The following is a 19314-nucleotide window of genomic DNA, read 5'->3' on the forward strand; positions in this document are numbered from 1 at the left end:
ATGTCCAATTCTCAAAAAAATACGTCGTTTTATTGCAAATATTTCATGTCAATGTGAGAAATCGCATGCTAAAAAGTTAGCACGGTCCAGTCCGGCAGGATAATACGCACCCAAGTTGCATATGCATAAATCCTGAAACGCTGAACCGGAGTTGATATGAGACGTTTGTTGAACTACCTGGCAATCCTTGCCCTCACCAGCGGGGTGTTGAGCGGATGCGGCGATAACACCGGCGCATCCGGCCCCGGCCGCGCAGCCGGGGCGGACACGCCGCCGCCTGCCGTCAGCGCCGCTGCCGCCGCTGTCCCCGATGCCGCAGGGGCCGGCGTGATGAGCGGAGGCGGCGCCAACGTCGCCGCCACCGCAGCCGAGCCTGGCGCAGCCCCGATCGCCAACGCCAGCACCATGGGTGTGGCCGCCGCTGCCTCGACCACGCAATGGACATTTTGCGCCAACGAAAACAGCAGTTGCGTTTTCAATGGCAACCAGACCGTGCGCTATGGCGCGGGCGAGCGCTTCGTCAGCAAGACGCTGGGCTGGGGCGCCGCCTGCAACAGCGCCACCTTCGGCGATCCGGCGCCGGGCGTGGCCAAGCATTGCGAGGTCACCAGCACCTGGAAAGCGTGCGGCGTCGAGGGCGCCCAGTGCGCGTTTACCGATACGCGCACCGTGCGCTTCGGTTCCGGCACCAGCTTCATGAGCAAGACGGCGACCGGCGGCGTCGCCTGCAACAGCAATGTCTTCGGCGATCCGACGCCGGGCATCGCCAAGCGCTGCGACACGGCCCCCGTCACCTGGACCTTGTGCGCCACCGAAGGCGGGCGCTGCAATTTCAGCGGCGCCAATGCGGTGCTGTTCGGGGCGGAGGGCAAGTATTACACCTATACCAAGACCGATGGCGTCGATTGCGCCGTGGGCCCCGCCATGGCCAACCCGGCCCCGGGCCTGGTGAAAAACTGCTATATCCCCGGCGCACCGGTTGCCGACGCCACGCCGCCTGTTGTCGGCGATCCACGCATCGGCAGCATCCAGCTGGCCCAATCGCAGCTGTTCGACAGCGCCGACAGCGCCCTGATCCTGATTAACAGCAAGGCGGTGCTGGTCAAGGTCAACGCTCTGAGCAACAATCCAGCGGTCGCCAAGCCGGACGGCAAAATCCAGGTCAAGGATGCGAACGGCAATCTGCTGCGCGAGATCGCCCTGGGCAAACCCGCCGGTGCGCTGCCTGCCAGCGTGCCTGTCGTGCCCGACAGGAACACCTCGTACATCGGCATCGTGCCCGCCGAGCTGGTGCGTCCCGGCCTGCGCCTGAGCGTGGTCCTGTCGAATGGCCAGAGCATGACCATCAATCCAAGGGTGGGCGGCGGGGTGCCGATGGACCTGATCGTCATTCCAGTCCAGATCGGCGGCTCGGTCGGCAAGGTCGTCGGCAATCTGCGCGACTTCGTGCAGGACCGCATTCCAGTGTCGGTCGTGAACCAGAGCGGCCGCGCGCCGTATGTCTCGTCGCGCGTGACGCGCCTGCCTGCCACCGAGGCCGAATGGAGTACCGCGTTCGGCAAGATCCTGGGCGAAATCGGCGACTTGCACCGGCTGGAAGGCGCCAACAATCGCCAGCATTACTTCGGCATCATTCCGAAAGCCAGTTACGGCCTGGCCGGCCTGGCCTATGTGCCGGGCAATGCCGGCGTGGCCGCCGATATTCCGTCGATGAGCGAAGACGGCTTGCGCGGCACCGTCGTCCACGAACTGGGCCACAACTACCGCCTGAACCACGCCGCGTGCGGCGGCGCCGGCTCGCCGGACCCGAAGTATCCCTACCCGAACGCGCAACTGGGCACGGGCACGCACTACACCTGGGGCTATCTGTTCAGCCGTGGAGCGTTCTTCGATCCGCGCAGCCCGAATCTGCATGACATCATGAGTTATTGCGGAGGCAGCACCTTTTCGGACTACAACACCCATCTGATGCAGGCATTCCTGACCCCGGCCGACGCGCTCAGGACCTCGGCGGCGAGCGCCGCAGCGCAGGACCTGGTGCTGATCAGCGGCCAGATCAGCGGCGACAAGGCCACCCTGTCGCCACTGAAATCGTTCGTCGGCCGTGCCAGCCTGCCGGCCCGGGGCGAGTACACCTTGCGCATCGTGACCGGCAAGGGCACGCTCGCGTATCCGTTCGCCACCCTGGTGGTCGACCATGCCGACGAAGCGGCAGCGCACAACTTCAGCTTTGCGATTCCGAATCCGGGTCCGATCGTCAGTATCTCGGTGCTCAAGGGTACGGCCAACCTGATGCAGGCGAGCGCCCGTCCGGTTCCGGAGAACAGTGTCCAGGGCCAGGCAGCGCTGGTGCGCGTGCGCGAGCAAGCCGGCACGGTGCAACTGAACTGGGATCGCGCCAGCTATCCGTACCTGACCGTGACCGTGGTCAACGATGCCGGGCGCTCGACCCTGGCGCAGGATCTGCAAGGCGGGAGCGCGCTCTTGTCGCTCGGTGCCTTGCCGGCCGGTGGCGCGTTCGAACTGAGCCTGTCCGATGGCGTCAATTCAGTGCTCGTCAAGCAGGCGCGCGCCAGCGCGGCCGAGTAAGGCGGGCGATTAACCCGTCGTAACAGCAAACGGCCCGCAAGGGCCGTTTTGCTTGACCGGACTTCAGGAGTAGCGGTAGGGGCTGTCGCTGTAGTCGAGGTCGTCGTCATCGTCGTCGCCGTCTCCCTTGAAGAAGATCGGACCGTCCATGCTGATCCGCACGCGCTCGCCTTCCCAGTGCAGCCATGGCGTATTTTCGCTGCCCGGCTCCGAGGTCTGGCCCGACGGCCCCAGCGAGATCTGGTCGCCGTCGATGATGGCCGTGCCGATCACATAGGTGTACACGCTGCTGTCCCTGGCCGCCTCGCTGCCGTTGAAGTCAAAGGCGCATTCGACCACTTGCTCGCCGTACTCCATGCGCATGACCGGCTTGAGCGAGGCCACCGAGACCGCGCCATTACCCACCGCCGAGTAGACGCTGAACACCAGCGCGACCCGTCCGCCCGAGAGCTGGGCCAGGGCCGGATTGACCTCGACCGTTTCGGTGGCCGGCTGCCTGGCCGAGGCCACCTGGACGTCGCCCATGTGGCGCACGAACGGCGCGCTGTCGAAGGCGCCGGGGCGGTCGGGCGCGGTGATGAGTTTCATGCGGCTGTCGGGCAGCAGCAGGCCGACGCGCAGGTCGAGGTCGTCGTTGTCGCTGTTCTTGTCGCCGTTATCCTGCCAGGTGGCGCGCACCACCAGTTTTTTTGGCGCACCGGTGCCTTTGACCAGCGAGACCACGTGACGTTCGCCTGGCTTGGTGAGGGTGACCTTGGACAGCGACACTGTCGGTGCGGCGGGCGCCGGTGCTGGCGCTGCCGGCGCCCTGGCGCCGGTATCTTCCGCGCCGCCATAATGGGCCAGCAGGGCCGACAGGCCGCCGGCGAAGCCCTGGCCCACGGCGCCGTAGCGCCAGCTGCCGTCGCGCAGGTACAGTTCGCCCACGATGACCGCTTTTTCAGTGTCGAAATCGGCCCCGGAAAAGCCGAAGCGCGCCGTGCCCAGGGTCATCGCGCTTTGCCCGAGGCGTTTCATGTTGCCATCGCCGTCGATGGAGGCGGCGAACACCAGGCGTTCGATGCTTGCCGGCAGTCTGGCCAGGTCGATGGCGAAAATACTGGCGTCGCCGCGCGTGTCGTACCTGACGGCATCGGCTGGACTGGCCTTCTGGTTAAAGAAGATCATGAAGCGCTCGTCCGACAGGCGGCTGTCGGCATCGAGCCCGAAGCAGGCGACGTCGATCACCAGCCCGGCCGGCGCCATGTCCAGTGTGACGTTGAATGGTCCGGCGCAGCCAATGTCGGCCAGCTTCCCTTTTTGTCCGCGTCCTATCTCGTTCATCTGCATCATCCTCGAAAAGTGGTGGCCAACTGTCCTGCCATAGCGGGGAATTATAGCGTGCAAAGAAGCCAATATTGAACACTTGTCGTTGCTGCGGTGCAATTGGCAGTAAGCTTGAATGCATATTATAATGAGAATGATTCTCATTTACGTCAATACAGTAGCCACCTCCAGGAGTGAAGTATGTTTTGCCTCAGCGCCCAAGCCCCCGCCCGCCCCGAATCGCTGCCTGTGCCATTGCGCGGCATCGCGCGCGGCGCCCGGATCCTGTGCGCCAGCGCGTTGCTGTCGGCGCCGTTCGCCGTCCACGCGCAGCCGGCCGCGTCAGGCGCCAGCACCACCATGCCGGTCATCACCGTCACCGGCGAGGCCGACAACAGCAATACCGAGAACTCCGGCTCCTTCGCCGCCAAAAAAGCCAGGCTGTTCAAGGGCATCGAGTCGATCCGCGACATTCCGCAGCCGGTCACCGTGATGACCCGCCAGTTCCTCGACGAACGCGCCTTGCTCGACCTGCACGACGTGCTGCAGAACACCCCCGGCGTGACGGTGGACTACATCGACAGCGAACGGGTCACCTACTTTTCGCGCGGCTACGCGATTGACGCCCTTCAAGTCGATGGCCTGACCATCAACCAGTCCGGGTCGGCCTTCATCCAGCCCGATACCGCCGTGCTCGACCGCGTTGAAGTGTTGCGCGGCGCCTCGGGCATGCTGCGCGGCTCAGGCAATCCGTCGGCCACGGTGAACATGGTGCGCAAGCGCCCGACCGCCGAGTTCCAGGGATCGGTCGGCCTGACCCTTGGCTCGTGGGAGCGGCGCCGCCTGGAAGCGGACCTCGGCGGCGCACTCAATGCCGCCGGCAGCGTGCGCGGACGCATCGTGGCCGTCACTGACGAGAAAGAGTTCTACCAGAAGGGCCGCAGCGAAGACCGCAAGGTGTTCTACGGCGTTGTGGAAGCCGACCTGGGCAAGCGCACCATGCTCACCGCCAGCCTCCAGCATACCGACCTGGACGCCACCGGCGCCTGGGGCAACCTGCCGGGCAACCTGGACGGCACGCCGCTGGCGCTGCCGCGCGAGACTTACCTGGGCGCCGACTGGAACCGCTGGAATCGCTACAACACCCAGGCCTTCACCGAGCTCGAACACCGCTTCGACAACGACTGGAGCGTGAAAGTCAACGCCGCCTACACCCAGCTGCACCTGAAAGAAAACGGCTTCAAGCAAACCTACATGGTGCGCCCCGCGCGTGAAACCAACCCGTACCTGATGTCGATCGAGACCGCCCAGTACACCGGCGCTGCCAGCGACCAGCTCAACATCGGCGCCAGCGCCAACGGCCCGTTCACGGCGTTCGGCCGCAAGCACACGCTGGTGCTGGGCGCCGAGGGCACCCGCAACAAGTCGGTCGACAGCTGGGGGCAGGGCAGCCTGTACCCGACCATGGTCGACATCCGCAGCTTCGATCCGTCGTCGACCTACCCGGAACGGGACGTGCCGATGACAGCCAGGAAAAATACCCCAAGCACCATCAGCCAGAAGGCGGCCTTCGCCACCGCCAGCCTGTCGGTCACCGATCCGCTCACGCTGCTGCTGGGCGCGCGCGTGAGCTGGTGGGAGTCGGCCTCGCCCGCCACGCCGGCGAGCAACTATGCCGTCAAGCGCGAAGTGACGCCCTTCGCCGGGCTGGTGTACGCATTCAACAAGCAGATTAGTGCCTACGCCAGCTACACAGAAATCTTTACCCCGCAAAACATCAAGGGCGCCAATGGGGCGATTCTCGACCCGATCCGCGGCGAAGATGTCGAAGCGGGCCTGAAGGGCGAGTTCCTGGGCGGGCGCCTGAACGCCTCGGCCGGGGTGTTCCGCATCAACAACGTCGGCAAGGGGATCGAAGACAGCGGTTCGGTCAATCCTTGCCTGCCCTACTTCACAACCGGCTATTGCCGCATTGCCGGCGGCAAGACCCGGAGCGAAGGCTGGGAAATAGAAGTCTCCGGCCAGCTGATGACCGGCTGGCAAGTGATGGCCGGCTACACCAACACCCGCACCCGCTACCTGGCCGACAGCAACGCCAGCAACGTCGGCCAGCCGCTGCGCTCGATCGACCCGCGCCATCTGGTAGACCTGTTCACCAGCTACAAGCCGGGCGGGGCGCTGCAGGGCCTGACGGTGGGCGGCGGCGCGCAGATCCAGAGCGAGGCGTCGGTGAAAGCGGGCGCGATCACCTCGCGCCAGGGCGGCTATGCGGTGTATAACGCCATGCTGAGCTACCAGATCGGCAAGCTGTATTCGGTGCAGGCCAACGTGAATAATCTGTTCGACAAAACCTATTACAAGAAGTTCGGCCCGACCGGCATCGCCTATTACTATGGCGACCCGCGCAGCGTCTCGGTGTCGCTGCGCGCCAACTTCTGAGGGGCCTGGCGCGGGGTTGGTGAGCAACATGCGTCCCGCCAGGGGGTGATCAGGCAGCGCCGATGGTGTATATTCACGCCCGGCGCGTGGCGCCTGTTCACAACACGAGAGAGCACAATGAATACAGCAATTTTCGCCATCGTCGCCTACCTGATCGGCTCGATTTCCTTCGCCGTGGTGGTGAGCCGGGTGGTAGGCCTGTCGGACCCGCGCACCTACGGTTCCAAAAACCCGGGCGCGACCAACGTGCTGCGCAGCGGCAACAAGGGCGCGGCGATCGCCACCCTGGTGGGCGACGCCGCCAAGGGCTGGCTCGCGGTCTGGCTGGCGATCCTGCTGGCGCCGAAGTTCGGGGTGGGTACGGCCGGCATCGCGCTGGTGGCCATTGCGGTCTTCCTCGGGCACCTGTGGCCGATCTTCTTCCGCTTCGTCGGTGGCAAGGGCGTGGCGACCGCGCTCGGCGTACTGCTCGGAATTAACGTCTGGCTGGGCCTGGCAGTCGCGCTGACCTGGCTGGCGGTGGCTTTCGCCTCTCGCTATTCGTCGCTGGCGGCGCTGGTGGCGTCGGTGTGCGCGCCGATTTACTTTGGTGTGGTGTTCGGCATTAACGAGCTGTTTTTCGCGATCGTGGCGATGTGTTCGCTGCTGCTGTACCGCCACAACCAGAACATCGCTAACTTGATGGCCGGCAAGGAAAGCAAGATCGGCAGCAAGTCGGCCGACGCGAAAAAATAGGACGTGCAGATGGCTAATGTCAGTTGGGGCTAGAATGGAATGCCCGACTGACAGGAGCATCTGTGACCAAGCTGAAAATTGATTTTGTATCCGACATTTCCTGCCCCTGGTGCGTGATTGGCCTCAAGTCGCTGGAGCAGGCGATTGGCCGCCTGGACGGCGCGGTCAGCGCCGAACTGCACTTCCAGCCGTTTGAACTCAATCCGCGCATGGCAGCCGAAGGCCAGGATATCGGCGAACACCTGAGCGAAAAATACGGCGCCACGCCGGAACAGGGCGCGCAGACGCGTGAAATGATCCGCGCACGTGGGGCCGAGCTGGGCTTTACCTTCGACATGGGTGCGCGCAGCCGCATCTACAACACCTTCGACGCGCACCGTTTGCTGCACTGGGCCGAGCAGCAGGGGCGCCAGCGCGAACTCAAGATGGCCTTGTTCGAAGCCTACTTCACCAAGGGCGACAGCCCGGGCGACCATGCCGTGCTGGCAAGGGTGGCGGGCGAAGTGGGCCTGGACGCGGCGGCGGCGGCCGAGGTGCTTGCCAGCGGCGCGTATGCCGCCGAAGTGCGCGAACGCGAGCAGTTCTACCAGCAGCAGGGCATCAATTCGGTGCCGGCCATCATTATCAACGACCGTCATCTGATTTCGGGCGGACAGCCGCCGGAAGTGTTCGAACAGGCGCTGCGCCAGATCGCAGCTGAATCGACCGAAAAATTCACTTCAACGGAGCAATAAAATGCCTACAGCAAGCTGGAACGGCGCCGTGATCGCCGACGCACCGGACGACCAGGTGCAGATCGTTGAAAACAATGTGTATTTCCCGATGTCGGCGGTGAAGCAGGAATATCTTCAGCCGAGCGCGACGGAGACCAAGTGCCCGTGGAAGGGGACGGCGAACTATTTCAGTTTGCTGGTCGACGGACAAACCAATCGCGATGCGGTGTGGACTTACCGCGCACCGTTCGATGCCGCCAGGCAGATTGCCGGGCATGTGGCGTTCTGGAAAGGCGTTACCGTCCAGCGCTGAGCGACGCGCCATCCGGCCGTTTTGGTGCGCCGCACAACAACGGTGCCCCAAAGCGCCCACCACGGCGCCTCGCGCCGTCCATTTTCCTCTCCCTCACTCTCGTTTCTCGCTGGCACGCCATTTGCTGATGCTGTGGTAAGGGCGCACGTCCGCGCCGCGCTTGCCAAACGAGGGAACCATGACTACCGACCGCACCACCAAGCTGTCCCGCCGTACCCTGCTCAAGGCCGGCGCCGCCGTCTCGCTGACCGGCCTTGCCAGCGGCGGCGTGTTCGCCGCCGGGTCCGACAAACCCGAAAAAGAAGACATCAAGGTCGGCTTCATTCCCCTGACTGACTGCGCTTCCGTGGTCATGGCCTCGGTGCTCGGCTTCGATAAAAAATACGGCATCAAGATCGTCCTGAGCAAGGAATCGTCCTGGGCCAGCGTGCGCGACAAGCTGGTCAACGGCGAACTCGACGCCGCGCACGTGCTCTACGGCCTGCTGTACGGCGTCCAGATGGGCGTGGGCGGCGCCAAAAAGGACATGGCGGTGCTGATGAACCTGAACCACAACGGCCAGGCCATCACGCTGTCGAAAAAAGTGGCGGACAAAGGCGGCGTGGACGGCGCCTCCCTCGCCAAACTCATGCAGACCGACAAGCGCGAATATGCCTTCGCCCAGACCTTTCCGACCGGCACCCACGCCATGTGGCTGTATTACTGGCTGGCGACTTACGGCATCAACCCGCTCAAGGACGCCAAGGTGATCACCGTGCCGCCGCCGCAAATGGTGGCCAATATGCGGGTCGGCAACATGGACGGTTTCTGCGTGGGCGAACCGTGGAACCACCGCGCCATTGTGGACGGGGTCGGCATCACCGCCGCCACCACCCAGGACATCTGGAAAGACCATCCCGAAAAGACCCTCGGCACTACGCTTGAATGGGCCAAAAAATACCCGAACAGCGCGCGCGCCCTGATCGCCGCCGTGCTGGAGGCGAGCAAGTGGATCGACGCCGGCCTCGTCAACAAGACCAAAATGGCCGCCACCATCGCCGACAAGTCCTATGTGAACACCTCGGTCGATGTGATCAACCAGCGCATCCTGGGCCGCTACCAGAACGGCATGGGCAAGACCTGGGACGACCCGAACTACATGAAGTTCTACAACGACGGTTCGGTCAACTATCCGTATCTGTCGGACGGCATGTGGTTCATGACCCAGCACAAGCGCTGGGGCTTGCTCAAGGCCGAGCCCGATTACCTGGCGACCGCCACCAGTGTCAACCAGATCGGGCTGTACACCGAAGCGGCCGCCATGGCGAAAGTGAGCGTCCCGACCTCGCCGCTGCGCACGGTGAAAATGCTCGACGGAACGGTATGGGATGGCAAGAATCCCAAGGCCTACGCCGATTCCTTCAAGATCAAAGCCTGAACCGGGAGCCCATGATGAGTGCCGTACTGGAATCGATGAACCCGGACGCCGCGCCGCTGGCCGCGCCCTTGCCGGAAAAACGTGCCCGCAGCGAGCGCCTCGCCAGCCAGGGCGTCACTCTGAGCAATGGCAAGCCGCGCTTGCGCACCTTCTTGCTGGCCGTGCTGCCGCCCGTGCTCGGGCTGGGCCTGCTGGTGCTGCTGTGGCAGATTTTGTCGCTCAACAACAGCAGTTTTCCGTCGCCCGCCGTCACTTTCGCCGAAGCGGTGCGCATGTTCGCCGACCCGTTCTACCGCAACGGTCCCAACGACCAGGGCATCGGCTGGAATATCCTGGCTTCGCTCAAGCGCGTGGCGCTCGGTTTCGGGCTGGCTGCGGCGGTCGGGATTCCGCTCGGCTTCCTGATCGGGCGCTTCAGTTTTCTGGCGGGCATGTTCAACCCGATCATCAGCCTGCTTAAACCCGTCTCGCCGCTGGCCTGGCTGCCGATCGGCTTGCTGGTCTTCAAGTCGGCCGATCCGGCCGCGATCTGGTCGATTTTCATCTGCTCGATCTGGCCGATGATCGTCAACACCGCCAGCGGCGTGCAGCGCGTGCCGCAGGACTACATGAACGTGGCACGCGTGCTGCAACTGTCGGAGTGGAAAATCTTTACCAAGATCCTGTTGCCCTCGGTGCTGCCCACCATGCTGACCGGCGTGCGCCTGGCCATCGGCACGGCCTGGCTGGTGATCGTCGCGGCCGAGATGCTGACCGGCGGCGTGGGCATCGGCTTCTGGGTGTGGGACGAGTGGAACAACCTGAACGTGCCGCACATCATCATCGCCATCGTCGTCATCGGCGTGGTCGGGCTGGTGCTCGAACTTGCCCTGGTGGCGCTGGCCAAGGCCTTTACCTACGAACAAGCGGGGACCTGACATGAACGCTAAATTCATTGAAGTGCAGCACGCCGAGATGGTGTTCGAGACCCGCAAGGGCCGCTTTCATGCGCTCAGTAACGTTAACCTGACGGTGGCGCAGGGCGAGTTCGTGACCCTGATCGGGCACTCGGGCTGCGGCAAGTCGACCCTGCTCAACCTGCTGGCGGGATTGACCAAGGCCACCGACGGCGCCCTGATCTGCGCCGGGCGCGAGATTGCCGGCCCATCGCCCGAGCGCGGCGTGGTGTTCCAGAACCACTCGCTGCTGCCGTGGCTGAGCTGCTTCGAGAATGTCTACCTGGCGGTCGAGCGCGTGTTTGCCAGCAAGGAGTCGGCCAGCCAGATGCGCGAGCGCACCGCGGCGGCGCTGGCGCTGGTGGGGCTGAGCGCAGCGGCCCGCAAGCGCCCGAACGACATCTCGGGCGGCATGAAGCAGCGCGTCGGCATCGCCCGCGCCTTGTCGATGGAGCCGAAGGTGTTGCTGATGGACGAGCCCTTCGGCGCGCTCGACGCCCTCACGCGCGCGCACCTGCAAGATGAATTGCTGCGCATCGTGGCCCAGACCGGATCGACGGTGGTGATGGTGACCCACGATGTGGACGAGGCGGTGCTGCTGTCGGACCGCATCGTGATGATGACCAACGGGCCGGCGGCCAGCATCGGCGACATCGTGCGGGTGCAGCTGGCGCGCCCGCGCGAACGGGTGGCGCTGGCGCATGACCGGCTGTACATGGAATACCGCACGCGGGTGCTGGAGTTCCTGTATCACCGCCAGGCACGGCCGCAGGCGGCGTGAGCCGCTCTCGCCCTATTAGTTGCAAAACCGGGGACAGACCCCGGTTTTGCAAGGTCAGGCGATATCGAGCACGATCGGCTGATGGTCGGAGGCTGCCGTTTCCGACTGCACTTCCACCTCGGTCACGCGCTGCGCCAGATCGTTGGTGACGAAAAAATAGTCGAAGCAATCGGCCCGCTCTGGCCACTTGAAACCGTGCAAGCCTGCCGTGGGCGCGCGCGCGATCTCCGGATGGCGCAGGCGCCAGGCGTCCACCAGCGGCAGCGCGATACTGTCGTCGGGCGCGATCAGTTCCTGGTAGTCGGGCGAGTCGGGCGTAAAGTTGAAGTCGCCGCAATAGATCGCCGAGCCCGGCCGGAATCCCAGCTGGTAGGGCGAGTCCATGCTCGGGTCCGGTTGAAACAAGCGCGCCCGTTCGCACGCTTCCCAATGCAGGTATTTGAGGTGCCGCACCTGCGCCAGGCGCTGTACCGGCGAGTAATATTCCAGGTGCGTGGTCAGCACCCGCACCTTGCCGCCGGGGGCGTCGATGACCGCCTCGATCAGCCCGCGCGGCATGCCGGCCGGACTGTCCGGATCGGGCGGCCACGGCAGCAGATAGCGGTGCACCTGGTTGATGCGGTATTTGGAGAGCAACATATTGCCGAACTGGCGCGGCAGGTTGTTCTGGTAGATTTCGCTGGTCGGTTCGATCACCGCCTGGTAGCCACCGAAGGCGCCCGCGAGCTGGCGGAACTGGTTGGAGGTCGCATTGCCTTCGAGCTCCGCATGATTTGACGCAACTTCTTGCAGGCAGATCACATCGGGATTTAACTTGCGCAACACATCGATGATGGCGTGGATGCGGATCCTGCCATCCTTGCCGCAACCCCAGTGAATATTCCAGCTAACAACACGCATACAGCACCTCCGGAAAAACAGAACCGGGGGAGTGTGCCATTCTTTGCAAAAATACGGTACACGGTAGGATCGCCGCGCCGGCCTGGTCAGACCGTTTTGATCTCGTCGAGCGGCCAGCGCGGGCGCACATTGAAGCCGTAGTCGCGCGTGGCGGCGTTGGGATTGATTTGCAGGCGCATGGCGCCGGCAAAGGCGATCATGGCGCCGTTATCGGTGCAAAATTCCAGCTCCGGATAGAACACGCGGAATTTCTTGGCCGCCGCCGCCGCGTTGAGCGAGGCGCGCAGTTGCGCGTTGGCGCCCACGCCGCCGGCGATCACCAGGCGTTTCAGGCCCGTGTGGCGCAGGGCGCTCACGCACTTGGCGGTCAGCACATCGACGATGGCGTCAACGAAGCCGCGCGCGATGTTGGCCTTGTCCTGTTCGCAGATGTTCGCAATGACTTTTTCGTCGTGGTTCTTCACCACCGTCAGCACGGCCGTTTTCAGGCCCGAGAAGCTGAAGTTGAAGTCTTTTGAATGCAGCATGGGACGCGGCAGCTTGTAGGCCAGCGGATCGCCAAATTCGGCCAGGCGCGAAATCGCCGGGCCGCCCGGGTAGCCCAGGCCAAGCAGCTTGGCCGATTTGTCGAAGGCTTCGCCGGCCGCGTCATCCAGCGTTTCGCCGAGCAGGGTGTACTGGCCGACGCCGTCGACCCGCATCAGCTGCGTGTGGCCGCCCGAAACGAGCAGCGCGATGAAGGGGAACTGCGGCGGATCGGAGGCCAGCAGCGGCGAGAGCAGGTGGCCTTCGAGGTGGTGCACGCCGAGCACCGGTTTGTCGAGCGCCAGCGCGAGGCTGCATGCGATCGAGGAGCCGACCAGCAGCGCGCCGGCCAGCCCGGGACCCTGGGTGTAGGCGATGGCGTCGATGTCGGCCATGGCCACGCCGGCGCGCGCGAGGGTTTCTTCAAGCAGCGGGATGGCACGCCGGATATGGTCGCGCGAGGCCAGTTCCGGTACCACGCCGCCGTATTCCTCGTGCATGGCGACCTGCGAATGCAGGGCGTGGGACAGCAGGCCGCGTTGCGTGTCATACAACGCAAGGCCGGTTTCATCGCAGGAGGATTCGACGCCGAGAACGATCATGGAAGGTGCACAGAATAAGGGGGAATGCGCCATTGTAAAGCACCGGCTGCGCCGGCGCAGTGCGGCGCCCGGGGCGCGGGCTGGCATCGCTCTTGCTACGGACAGGTATCCGCCGGCGCCTTGTGCCCACGCGGTCGCATCGAATCCACAGGGAGGACGGTATGGCGGAGCAATGGAAAGCGGTTTGCAGGCTCAGGGACATCCCGCTGCAAGGCTGGTACGCAGTCGCGCGCGGGCTGGCGTGGCAGGAGCTGCCGGGGGTACGGGTGTTCCGGTCGGAGGATGACCAGGTGGTGGCGCAGCTCGATGGCGGGGAGGGCAGGCGCTATGCGGTCAAGGTCGCGGAGGGCAGGGTGTACCTGGACCAGAACGAGTTGAATGCGCCGGCCAGCAGGGCGGAAGCGGCGCTGGCGGGGTCGTTTGCGACGATGCCGCATGGGTAGAGCCGCAAGCGCAGAAAGCACCGCTAAACCCAAAAACGACGTTACCCTTAAAACCGTCATTCCCGCGCGGGAATGACGGTTTTAAGGTTAGTGGTCTTACGGGAGATGCTAACTTAAGGACGCTGCAACAGCTCCGCGTGCGCCGCACGCAGCATGGTTTCGGTCGCATCCCAATCGATGCAGCCGTCGGTCACCGAACAGCCATACTTCAACTGCGTCAAATCCGCCGGAATCTTCTGGTTGCCGCCGACGATATTCGATTCGATCATCACGCCCACCAGCGACTTGTTCCCGTGACGGATCTGCTGCACCACGTCCGACATCACCAGCGGCTGCAATTCAGGCTTCTTGTAGCTGTTCGCATGCGAGCAGTCGACCACCAGGTTGGCCGGCAGCCTGGCTTTTTCCAGCGCCTGCTCGGCAATCGCGATCGACACCGAATCGTAATTCGGACGCCCGTCGCCGCCGCGCAGCACCACGTGCCCGTAGGCGTTGCCGCTGGTGCGCACGATCGAGACCGTGCCCTGGCCATTGATGCCCAAAAACGAGTGCGGATGCGCCGACGACAGAATGGCGTTGATCGCGATGCTGATATCGCCATCGGTGCCGTTCTTGAAACCGACCGGCGTCGACAAACCCGACGACATTTCGCGGTGCGTCTGCGATTCGGTGGTGCGCGCGCCGATTGCGGTCCAGGCGATCAGGTCACCCAGGTACTGCGGCGAGATCGGGTCGAGCGCTTCGGTGGCGGTAGGCAGGCCCAGTTCGCACACGTCCAGCAGGAACTGGCGCGCCTTTTCCATGCCTTCGTCGACGCGGAACGAATCGTCCATGTGCGGGTCGTTGATGTAGCCCTTCCAGCCGGTCGTGGTGCGCGGCTTTTCGAAATACACGCGCATCACCAGCAGCATGGTGTCGGCCACCTCGGCCTGCAGCGCCTTGAGGCGGCGCGCATAGTCGATGCCGGCCACCGGGTCGTGGATCGAGCACGGGCCGACGACGACGAACAGGCGCTTGTCCTTGCGGTCGATGATGTCGCGCAGCGCGGCGCGGCCCTGCATGACGGTGGCGAACGCGCTGTCGGTCAGGGGAAGGCGCTTGTGCAGCTCTTCCGGGGTCGGCATGGTCGCGAACGAGGTGACGTTGGTATTTTCGATGTCTGGAGTAGTAATCATGAAGGCTGCTTTTTCTCGTGTTTTTCGGCGTGGATGGTGGAGTTTAGCCCGAATCGGCCCTTCCTGCACCGCTTGTGTCAAAAGCCGGTTGATCTGCGCGGCCGCAGTCGCTTTTTCTGTCATCATCGAGTCATCTCGCCCGTTTAAGCTTGCCGGCTTCCCAACTCCTATCACGAGCTGTCATGACCCAACCGAATTCGCGCCGCAAGTTCCTTCGCAACCTCTCTCTCGGTACCGTCGCGGCCTCCAGCGTCGCGCTGGCCGGCTGCGGCGGCAGCGATGGCGGCGATATCGATGTCCGCTTCGCGCACGGTGTCGCCAGCGGCGATCCGCTGAGCGACCGCGTCATCCTCTGGACCCGCATCAGCACCACCGCCAGCGGCGACATCGATGTCAATTGGGCGATCTCCGAAGACAGCAACTTCACCGTCATCGCCGCCAAGGGCAGCGCCAGTACCGGCCCGGCGCGCGACTACACCGTCAAGGTCGACGTGACCGGGCTGGCCGCCAACCGCGCCTATTACTACCGCTTCGAGGCCTACGGCGTGGCTTCGCCGGTCGGGCGTACCAAAACCATCGGCACCGGCAACCTGGCGCAGGTCAAGCTGGCGGTGTTCAGCTGCACCAACTACCCGGCCGGCTACTTCCACGTGTACGCCGAAGCGGCAAAGCTGAACGACATCGACGCCGCGATCCACCTGGGCGACTACATCTACGAATACGCCAAGGACGGTTACGCCGCCAAGGACGCCGAGGCGCTGGGCCGTGTGTCGGTGCCGGCCAACGAGATCATCACCCTGAGCGACTACCGCCGCCGCTATGCCCAGTACCGCGCCGACAAGGACCTGCAGGCGCTCCACGCGCGCATGCCCTTCATCACAGTGTGGGACGACCATGAACTGGCCAACGACACCTGGCGCGAAGGCGCGGAAAACCACGATCCGGCCACCGAAGGCCTGTTCCTGGCGCGCCGCCAGATGGCGATCCAGGCGTACAACGAATGGATGCCGATCCGGCTGCCGGACGCCAGCAAGCCTGACCGCATCTACCGCTCCTTCGACTTCGGCAACCTGCTGTCGCTGCACATGCTCGACACGCGCGTGATCGGCCGCGACAAGCAGCTCGGCTACCCAAGCTATGTCGGCGCCGGCGGCGCGTTCAACGGCGCCGCGTTCGCGGCCGACGTCGGCAATCCGGCGCGCCAGTTGATGGGTCTTGAACAAACCACCTGGCTCAAGGGCCAGATGACCAAGTCGAGCGCCACCTGGCAGATGCTGGGCCAGCAGGTGCTGATGGCGCGCATGAATTTGCCCGCGCCACTGGTGCTGGGCGCAATCGGTTTCGGCGCCTATGTCGCGCTGCTGACCAAGGCGAAGACTGCGCCGGCCAGCCTGACGGCGGCCGAGCAGCAGATCCTGGCGCAACCATCGGTGCCGTACAACCTCGACGCCTGGGACGGCTACCAGGCCGCGCGCGAAACCGTGCTGGCGACTGCAAAAGCGCTGAACAAGAACCTGGTGGTGCTGGCCGGCGACACGCACAATGCGTGGGCCAGCGACCTGGCCGACATGAACGGGCAGGCCGTCGGGGTGGAGTTCGGGGTGTCGTCGGTGACCTCGCCAGGTTTTGAAGAGATCTTCAAGAACGAAGATCCGGCGCAGGTGGCGGCGGGCCTGGAACAGATCATCGGGCCGCTGGTGTATGCCGAAACCAAGTCGCGCGGCTTCATGGTGGTGTCGGTCACGCCGACCGAAACCCGCGCCGAGTACCGTTATGTGAGCACGGTCAAGTCGACCAGCTACACGGTCTTGCCAGGCAAGGTCCTCAAGACGCTGCCGGGCGCCGCCAACCGCAAGCTGATCGCGGCATAAGGCTGCACAAAAAAAGGGGACGGGGCGCACGGTGGAATGCGGCTCCGTCCCCAAAACCACGCACTAAGAGGCTATCCCGGTAGATAGGGGTCGCATCTGGCGCGCCTGACAAGCGCGGGCAGCCTCGGCATTCCTTCGGAATACCCTCGTCGTCGCATGGCTTGGCCATGCATCCTCCTCGCGCCTTGCCCGCGCTTGCCATGCATCGCCATCTGCTTCCCCCTATCTACCGGCATAGGCTCTTCGCCTTACACAGGCAGCACCTTCATATCGAAAAGGCGCTCGAACAGCCAGACGGCGGCAATCAGGGCGATGGCCACCGAGCCGGTGGTCATCAACTGGCGGTACAACCAGGTGCGGCGGGTGAGAAAAGCCAGCGGCAAAAACACCGCCACGATCGCCAGCTGCCCCAGTTCCACCCCCACGTTAAAGCCGGCCAGGCTTAATACCAGCGATCCTTGCGGCAGTCCCAGGTCGGCCAGCACGCCGGCAAAACCGAAGCCGTGAATCAGGCCGAACACAAACGCCGCCAACGGGCGCCGTCCGCGAAACAGCGGGACAAGGTTATTCACCGCCGCCAGCAGCACCGAGGCCGCAATCGTCGACTCCACCCAGCGCGATGGCAGCGACAGCACCCCCAGGCTGGCCAGCGTCAATGTCAGCGAGTGCGCCAGCGTGAACGCGGTGACCACCTTGAGCACATCGAAAAAGGCGGCCCGCAAGGTCTGCGCCTCTTTCATCGCCATCGGCGCCATCACCGCCGGCAGCAGCAGCGCGAGCAGGAACAGGATGTGGTCGAAGCCGATCCAGATATGCCAGACGCCGTGCCTGACGTAATCAAGGAACTGGGTGAACTTGCCGGGTGCGCGCAGCAGCAGCTCCTGGCGCGCCGCCTCGGGGCTGAAGATGGCCGTCGATGTCGCGCCATCGTGTTCCAGCTTGACCAGGCCCTTGTGCTGCGGATCGAGGTCGGCGAACAGGCGGTAACTCACGCCCAGCGCGGCGCCGCCGGCGGGGCAGGTGGCGCGAAAACGCAGCACGGTGTAAGCCCCATCGGTGTGGTTGTCGATCAGCTGCTCGCCGGCGACGATGGGGCAGGCCGCCGTGCCGCTGGTGAGCGCCAGGCGCGCCAGCGCATAGGTGGCGATGGCTTCGTGCTGGCTGCGGATTTCGTCCCAGGTCAGCTCGCCGTCGCCGTTCTGGTCCAGGTTCAATGCAAAATCGAGGTCGCGCAGGGCGATGTCCCATTGACCGTCGACCTGCTGGCCGGCGACCTTGAGGGTCAGGTAGCTGTCGCTCGGCTTGTGGGCGCGCGCCGGCGCGGCCACCAGGGCCAGGGCCAGCATCAGAAAAGCGATGACGGTGCGGCCGGTCATGCGCCCGCCTTGATCTGCTTGATCAAACGCGCCACCGCCACGTCTTCGACCGCATGTTTGGCGACCCAGTCGATGACCGGTGCGGCGGCGGTCTTGTCGCCGGCTTTGGCGGCAGCTTCGAGCAGCACGATCATGTCGGCCGATTCCTTTTGCACCGCCCAGTTCTGCTGCGCCAGCGCCAGCGCGGTCTTGGCGTCAGCGCGGATATGCAGTTCGTAGCGCGCCTGTTCGCGCTGGTGGACGGTGTCGCCGCGCCGCATGGCGGCTTCAAAACGCGCCTTGAGTTCGGCGTCGGCGTTGCGCAGCGCCTCTGCGCCGGTGCCGCCCTGCTGCAGCGCCAGCGCGTGACGCAGCAGCAGGCCGTCGATGCGGGTATGTTCCTTGACGAGTGCAATCACTTCCGGTGCGCGCTTTTGATCGAGCAAAAAGTCGGCGTAGGCGCCGAGCAGGTAGCTGTCGCGCGCGTCCAGGGCCAGTGCGCGCTTGAAGCGTTCTTCGGCGGCCTTGGCGTCGCCGCGGCGCTGCGCCATTTCGCCCAGCAGGGTCAACACCCAGACCTGCATGCCGGCGTCGGCTTCCTGGTTGCGGCGCAGGGTCATTTCGAGCAGGGCTTCGCTTTTGGCCGAGCGTCCGGTCATGGTGCCCACATTGGCCACGCAGGTAATCGTCACCAGTTCGGTCGACAGCGACGACAGGCGCGCGCAGCTGGCGGTGGCGGCCTGGTAGTCGCCGCGCACCGTCTGCACGATGGCGCGGGTGAGCCAGGCTTGCGGATTGGCCGGGTCGGCGGCGACGATGGCGTCCAGGTCGCGCAGCGCTTCGGCGAAATGGTGGGTACTTTGCAGCAGGATGGCGCGCAGCAGGCGCACCTCGGGCGGGGGCGCCGCCATCGTCCACCACGGCGCCAGCGCGGCCTGGGCATAGCCGAAGTAGCGCGGATCGGTTTCCTGGCGCGCCACCGTGATGTAGCGCTGCGCCGTGCGCGTGGCCAGCGCCAGGTCGCGCGGGGTGGCCGCCAGTTGCGCGCGCAAGGTGGCCAGTTCGCGCTGGGCCGGGTCGGCGCGGCGCGGCAGGCGCTCGACCACGGTAGCGCCGCTGGCAGGGAGGTGCGGCGCGGCCTGCGCCAGCGGCGCCAGGAGCGCGTACGCCAGCAGCGCCGGCGCGGTAAGGCGTGCGAATCGTGTCGGCATGGTGT

General features: G+C 64.7%; 16 protein-coding genes. 10 read left to right on the forward strand and 6 right to left on the reverse strand.

Features of this window, described 5'->3' with window-relative positions; all coding sequences use genetic code 11:
* Positions 1 to 156: 156 nt before the first annotated feature.
* Entirely contained in the window at positions 157 to 2589 is a 2433-nt protein-coding gene (locus F1609_RS01795; RefSeq protein WP_167074062.1) for a M66 family metalloprotease, read from the forward strand.
* 63 nt (positions 2590 to 2652) lie between these two features.
* On the opposite strand, the gene F1609_RS01800 is transcribed toward F1609_RS01795, so the two are convergent.
* Positions 2653 to 3912, reverse strand: a complete 1260-nt coding sequence (locus F1609_RS01800) for a TerD family protein (protein WP_167074064.1) — start codon at positions 3910 to 3912, stop codon at positions 2653 to 2655.
* Between the two features lie 183 nt (positions 3913 to 4095).
* Here F1609_RS01800 and F1609_RS01805 point away from each other — a divergent pair, with 183 nt between their 5' ends.
* From F1609_RS01805 to F1609_RS01835, 7 genes are all read left to right on the forward strand, one after another.
* Positions 4096 to 6333 carry a TonB-dependent siderophore receptor gene (locus tag F1609_RS01805; protein ID WP_167074066.1) on the forward strand — a complete coding sequence of 746 codons (2238 nt, stop codon included), beginning with the start codon at positions 4096 to 4098 and terminating at the stop codon, positions 6331 to 6333.
* Positions 6334 to 6450: 117 nt separating this feature from the next.
* Complete coding sequence (plsY, locus tag F1609_RS01810) at positions 6451 to 7068, forward strand: glycerol-3-phosphate 1-O-acyltransferase PlsY (RefSeq protein WP_167074068.1); 618 nt, start codon at positions 6451 to 6453, stop codon at positions 7066 to 7068.
* 62 nt (positions 7069 to 7130) lie between these two features.
* Entirely contained in the window at positions 7131 to 7802 is a 672-nt protein-coding gene (locus F1609_RS01815; RefSeq protein ID WP_167074070.1) for a DsbA family oxidoreductase, read from the forward strand.
* 1 nt (position 7803) lies between these two features.
* The gene (locus F1609_RS01820) at positions 7804 to 8094 is read left to right on the forward strand and encodes a DUF427 domain-containing protein (RefSeq protein ID WP_167074072.1); all 291 of its coding nucleotides are present in this window, start codon (positions 7804 to 7806) and stop codon (positions 8092 to 8094) included.
* 178 nt (positions 8095 to 8272) lie between these two features.
* Complete coding sequence (locus tag F1609_RS01825; RefSeq protein ID WP_167074074.1) at positions 8273 to 9511, forward strand: CmpA/NrtA family ABC transporter substrate-binding protein; 1239 nt, start codon at positions 8273 to 8275, stop codon at positions 9509 to 9511.
* Between the two features lie 14 nt (positions 9512 to 9525).
* Positions 9526 to 10428 (forward strand): nitrate ABC transporter permease, encoded by a 903-nt coding sequence (ntrB, locus tag F1609_RS01830; RefSeq protein ID WP_167074076.1) that lies wholly within the window; start codon positions 9526 to 9528, stop codon positions 10426 to 10428.
* A 1-nt stretch (position 10429) separates the two neighbouring features.
* Complete coding sequence (locus tag F1609_RS01835) at positions 10430 to 11227, forward strand: ABC transporter ATP-binding protein (protein WP_167074078.1); 798 nt, start codon at positions 10430 to 10432, stop codon at positions 11225 to 11227.
* Positions 11228 to 11281: 54 nt separating this feature from the next.
* Here F1609_RS01835 and F1609_RS01840 read toward each other — a convergent pair whose 3' ends face one another.
* The gene (locus F1609_RS01840; protein WP_167074080.1) at positions 11282 to 12127 is read right to left on the reverse strand and encodes an endonuclease/exonuclease/phosphatase family protein; all 846 of its coding nucleotides are present in this window, start codon (positions 12125 to 12127) and stop codon (positions 11282 to 11284) included.
* 86 nt (positions 12128 to 12213) lie between these two features.
* Positions 12214 to 13254: a tRNA (adenosine(37)-N6)-threonylcarbamoyltransferase complex transferase subunit TsaD gene (tsaD, locus tag F1609_RS01845; protein ID WP_167074083.1), complete on the reverse strand. Its 1041-nt coding sequence runs from the start codon at positions 13252 to 13254 to the stop codon at positions 12214 to 12216.
* A gap of 161 nt (positions 13255 to 13415) precedes the next feature.
* Between tsaD and F1609_RS01850 the strand changes: the two genes are divergently transcribed.
* Entirely contained in the window at positions 13416 to 13697 is a 282-nt protein-coding gene (locus F1609_RS01850) for a Rieske (2Fe-2S) protein (protein WP_167074085.1), read from the forward strand.
* A gap of 113 nt (positions 13698 to 13810) precedes the next feature.
* Here the strand turns inward: F1609_RS01850 and F1609_RS01855 are convergent, their stop codons facing one another.
* Positions 13811 to 14869 (reverse strand): 3-deoxy-7-phosphoheptulonate synthase, encoded by a 1059-nt coding sequence (locus F1609_RS01855; protein WP_167074536.1) that lies wholly within the window; start codon positions 14867 to 14869, stop codon positions 13811 to 13813.
* Between the two features lie 185 nt (positions 14870 to 15054).
* Between F1609_RS01855 and F1609_RS01860 the strand changes: the two genes are divergently transcribed.
* Positions 15055 to 16743 (forward strand): alkaline phosphatase D family protein, encoded by a 1689-nt coding sequence (locus F1609_RS01860; protein ID WP_167074087.1) that lies wholly within the window; start codon positions 15055 to 15057, stop codon positions 16741 to 16743.
* A gap of 248 nt (positions 16744 to 16991) precedes the next feature.
* Here F1609_RS01860 and F1609_RS01865 read toward each other — a convergent pair whose 3' ends face one another.
* Positions 16992 to 18119 carry a HupE/UreJ family protein gene (locus tag F1609_RS01865; protein ID WP_167074089.1) on the reverse strand — a complete coding sequence of 376 codons (1128 nt, stop codon included), beginning with the start codon at positions 18117 to 18119 and terminating at the stop codon, positions 16992 to 16994.
* Entirely contained in the window at positions 18116 to 19309 is a 1194-nt protein-coding gene (locus F1609_RS01870) for a tetratricopeptide repeat protein (RefSeq protein ID WP_167074091.1), read from the reverse strand. The genes F1609_RS01865 and F1609_RS01870 overlap by 4 nt, the downstream gene beginning before the upstream one ends.
* Positions 19310 to 19314 lie beyond the last annotated feature (5 nt).

This window comes from Massilia aquatica, assembly GCF_011682045.1.
Classification (GTDB): Bacteria; Pseudomonadota; Gammaproteobacteria; order Burkholderiales; family Burkholderiaceae_D; genus Telluria_A; species Telluria_A aquatica.

Excerpts from the sequence above, each read along its gene's own strand:
- F1609_RS01870 (WP_167074091.1), bottom strand. The coding sequence starts at position 19,309 with ATGCCGACACGATTCGCACGCCTTACCGCGCCGGCGCTGCTGGCGTAC.
- ntrB (WP_167074076.1), top strand. The coding sequence starts at position 9,526 with ATGAGTGCCGTACTGGAATCGATGAACCCGGACGCCGCGCCGCTGGCC.
- plsY (WP_167074068.1), top strand. The coding sequence starts at position 6,451 with ATGAATACAGCAATTTTCGCCATCGTCGCCTACCTGATCGGCTCGATT.
- F1609_RS01825 (WP_167074074.1), top strand. The coding sequence starts at position 8,273 with ATGACTACCGACCGCACCACCAAGCTGTCCCGCCGTACCCTGCTCAAG.
- tsaD (WP_167074083.1), bottom strand. The coding sequence starts at position 13,254 with ATGATCGTTCTCGGCGTCGAATCCTCCTGCGATGAAACCGGCCTTGCG.
- F1609_RS01795 (WP_167074062.1), top strand. The coding sequence starts at position 157 with ATGAGACGTTTGTTGAACTACCTGGCAATCCTTGCCCTCACCAGCGGG.
- F1609_RS01840 (WP_167074080.1), bottom strand. The coding sequence starts at position 12,127 with ATGCGTGTTGTTAGCTGGAATATTCACTGGGGTTGCGGCAAGGATGGC.
- F1609_RS01850 (WP_167074085.1), top strand. The coding sequence starts at position 13,416 with ATGGCGGAGCAATGGAAAGCGGTTTGCAGGCTCAGGGACATCCCGCTG.
- F1609_RS01835 (WP_167074078.1), top strand. The coding sequence starts at position 10,430 with ATGAACGCTAAATTCATTGAAGTGCAGCACGCCGAGATGGTGTTCGAG.
- F1609_RS01805 (WP_167074066.1), top strand. The coding sequence starts at position 4,096 with ATGTTTTGCCTCAGCGCCCAAGCCCCCGCCCGCCCCGAATCGCTGCCT.
- F1609_RS01865 (WP_167074089.1), bottom strand. The coding sequence starts at position 18,119 with ATGACCGGCCGCACCGTCATCGCTTTTCTGATGCTGGCCCTGGCCCTG.
- F1609_RS01860 (WP_167074087.1), top strand. The coding sequence starts at position 15,055 with ATGACCCAACCGAATTCGCGCCGCAAGTTCCTTCGCAACCTCTCTCTC.
- F1609_RS01800 (WP_167074064.1), bottom strand. The coding sequence starts at position 3,912 with ATGAACGAGATAGGACGCGGACAAAAAGGGAAGCTGGCCGACATTGGC.
- F1609_RS01820 (WP_167074072.1), top strand. The coding sequence starts at position 7,804 with ATGCCTACAGCAAGCTGGAACGGCGCCGTGATCGCCGACGCACCGGAC.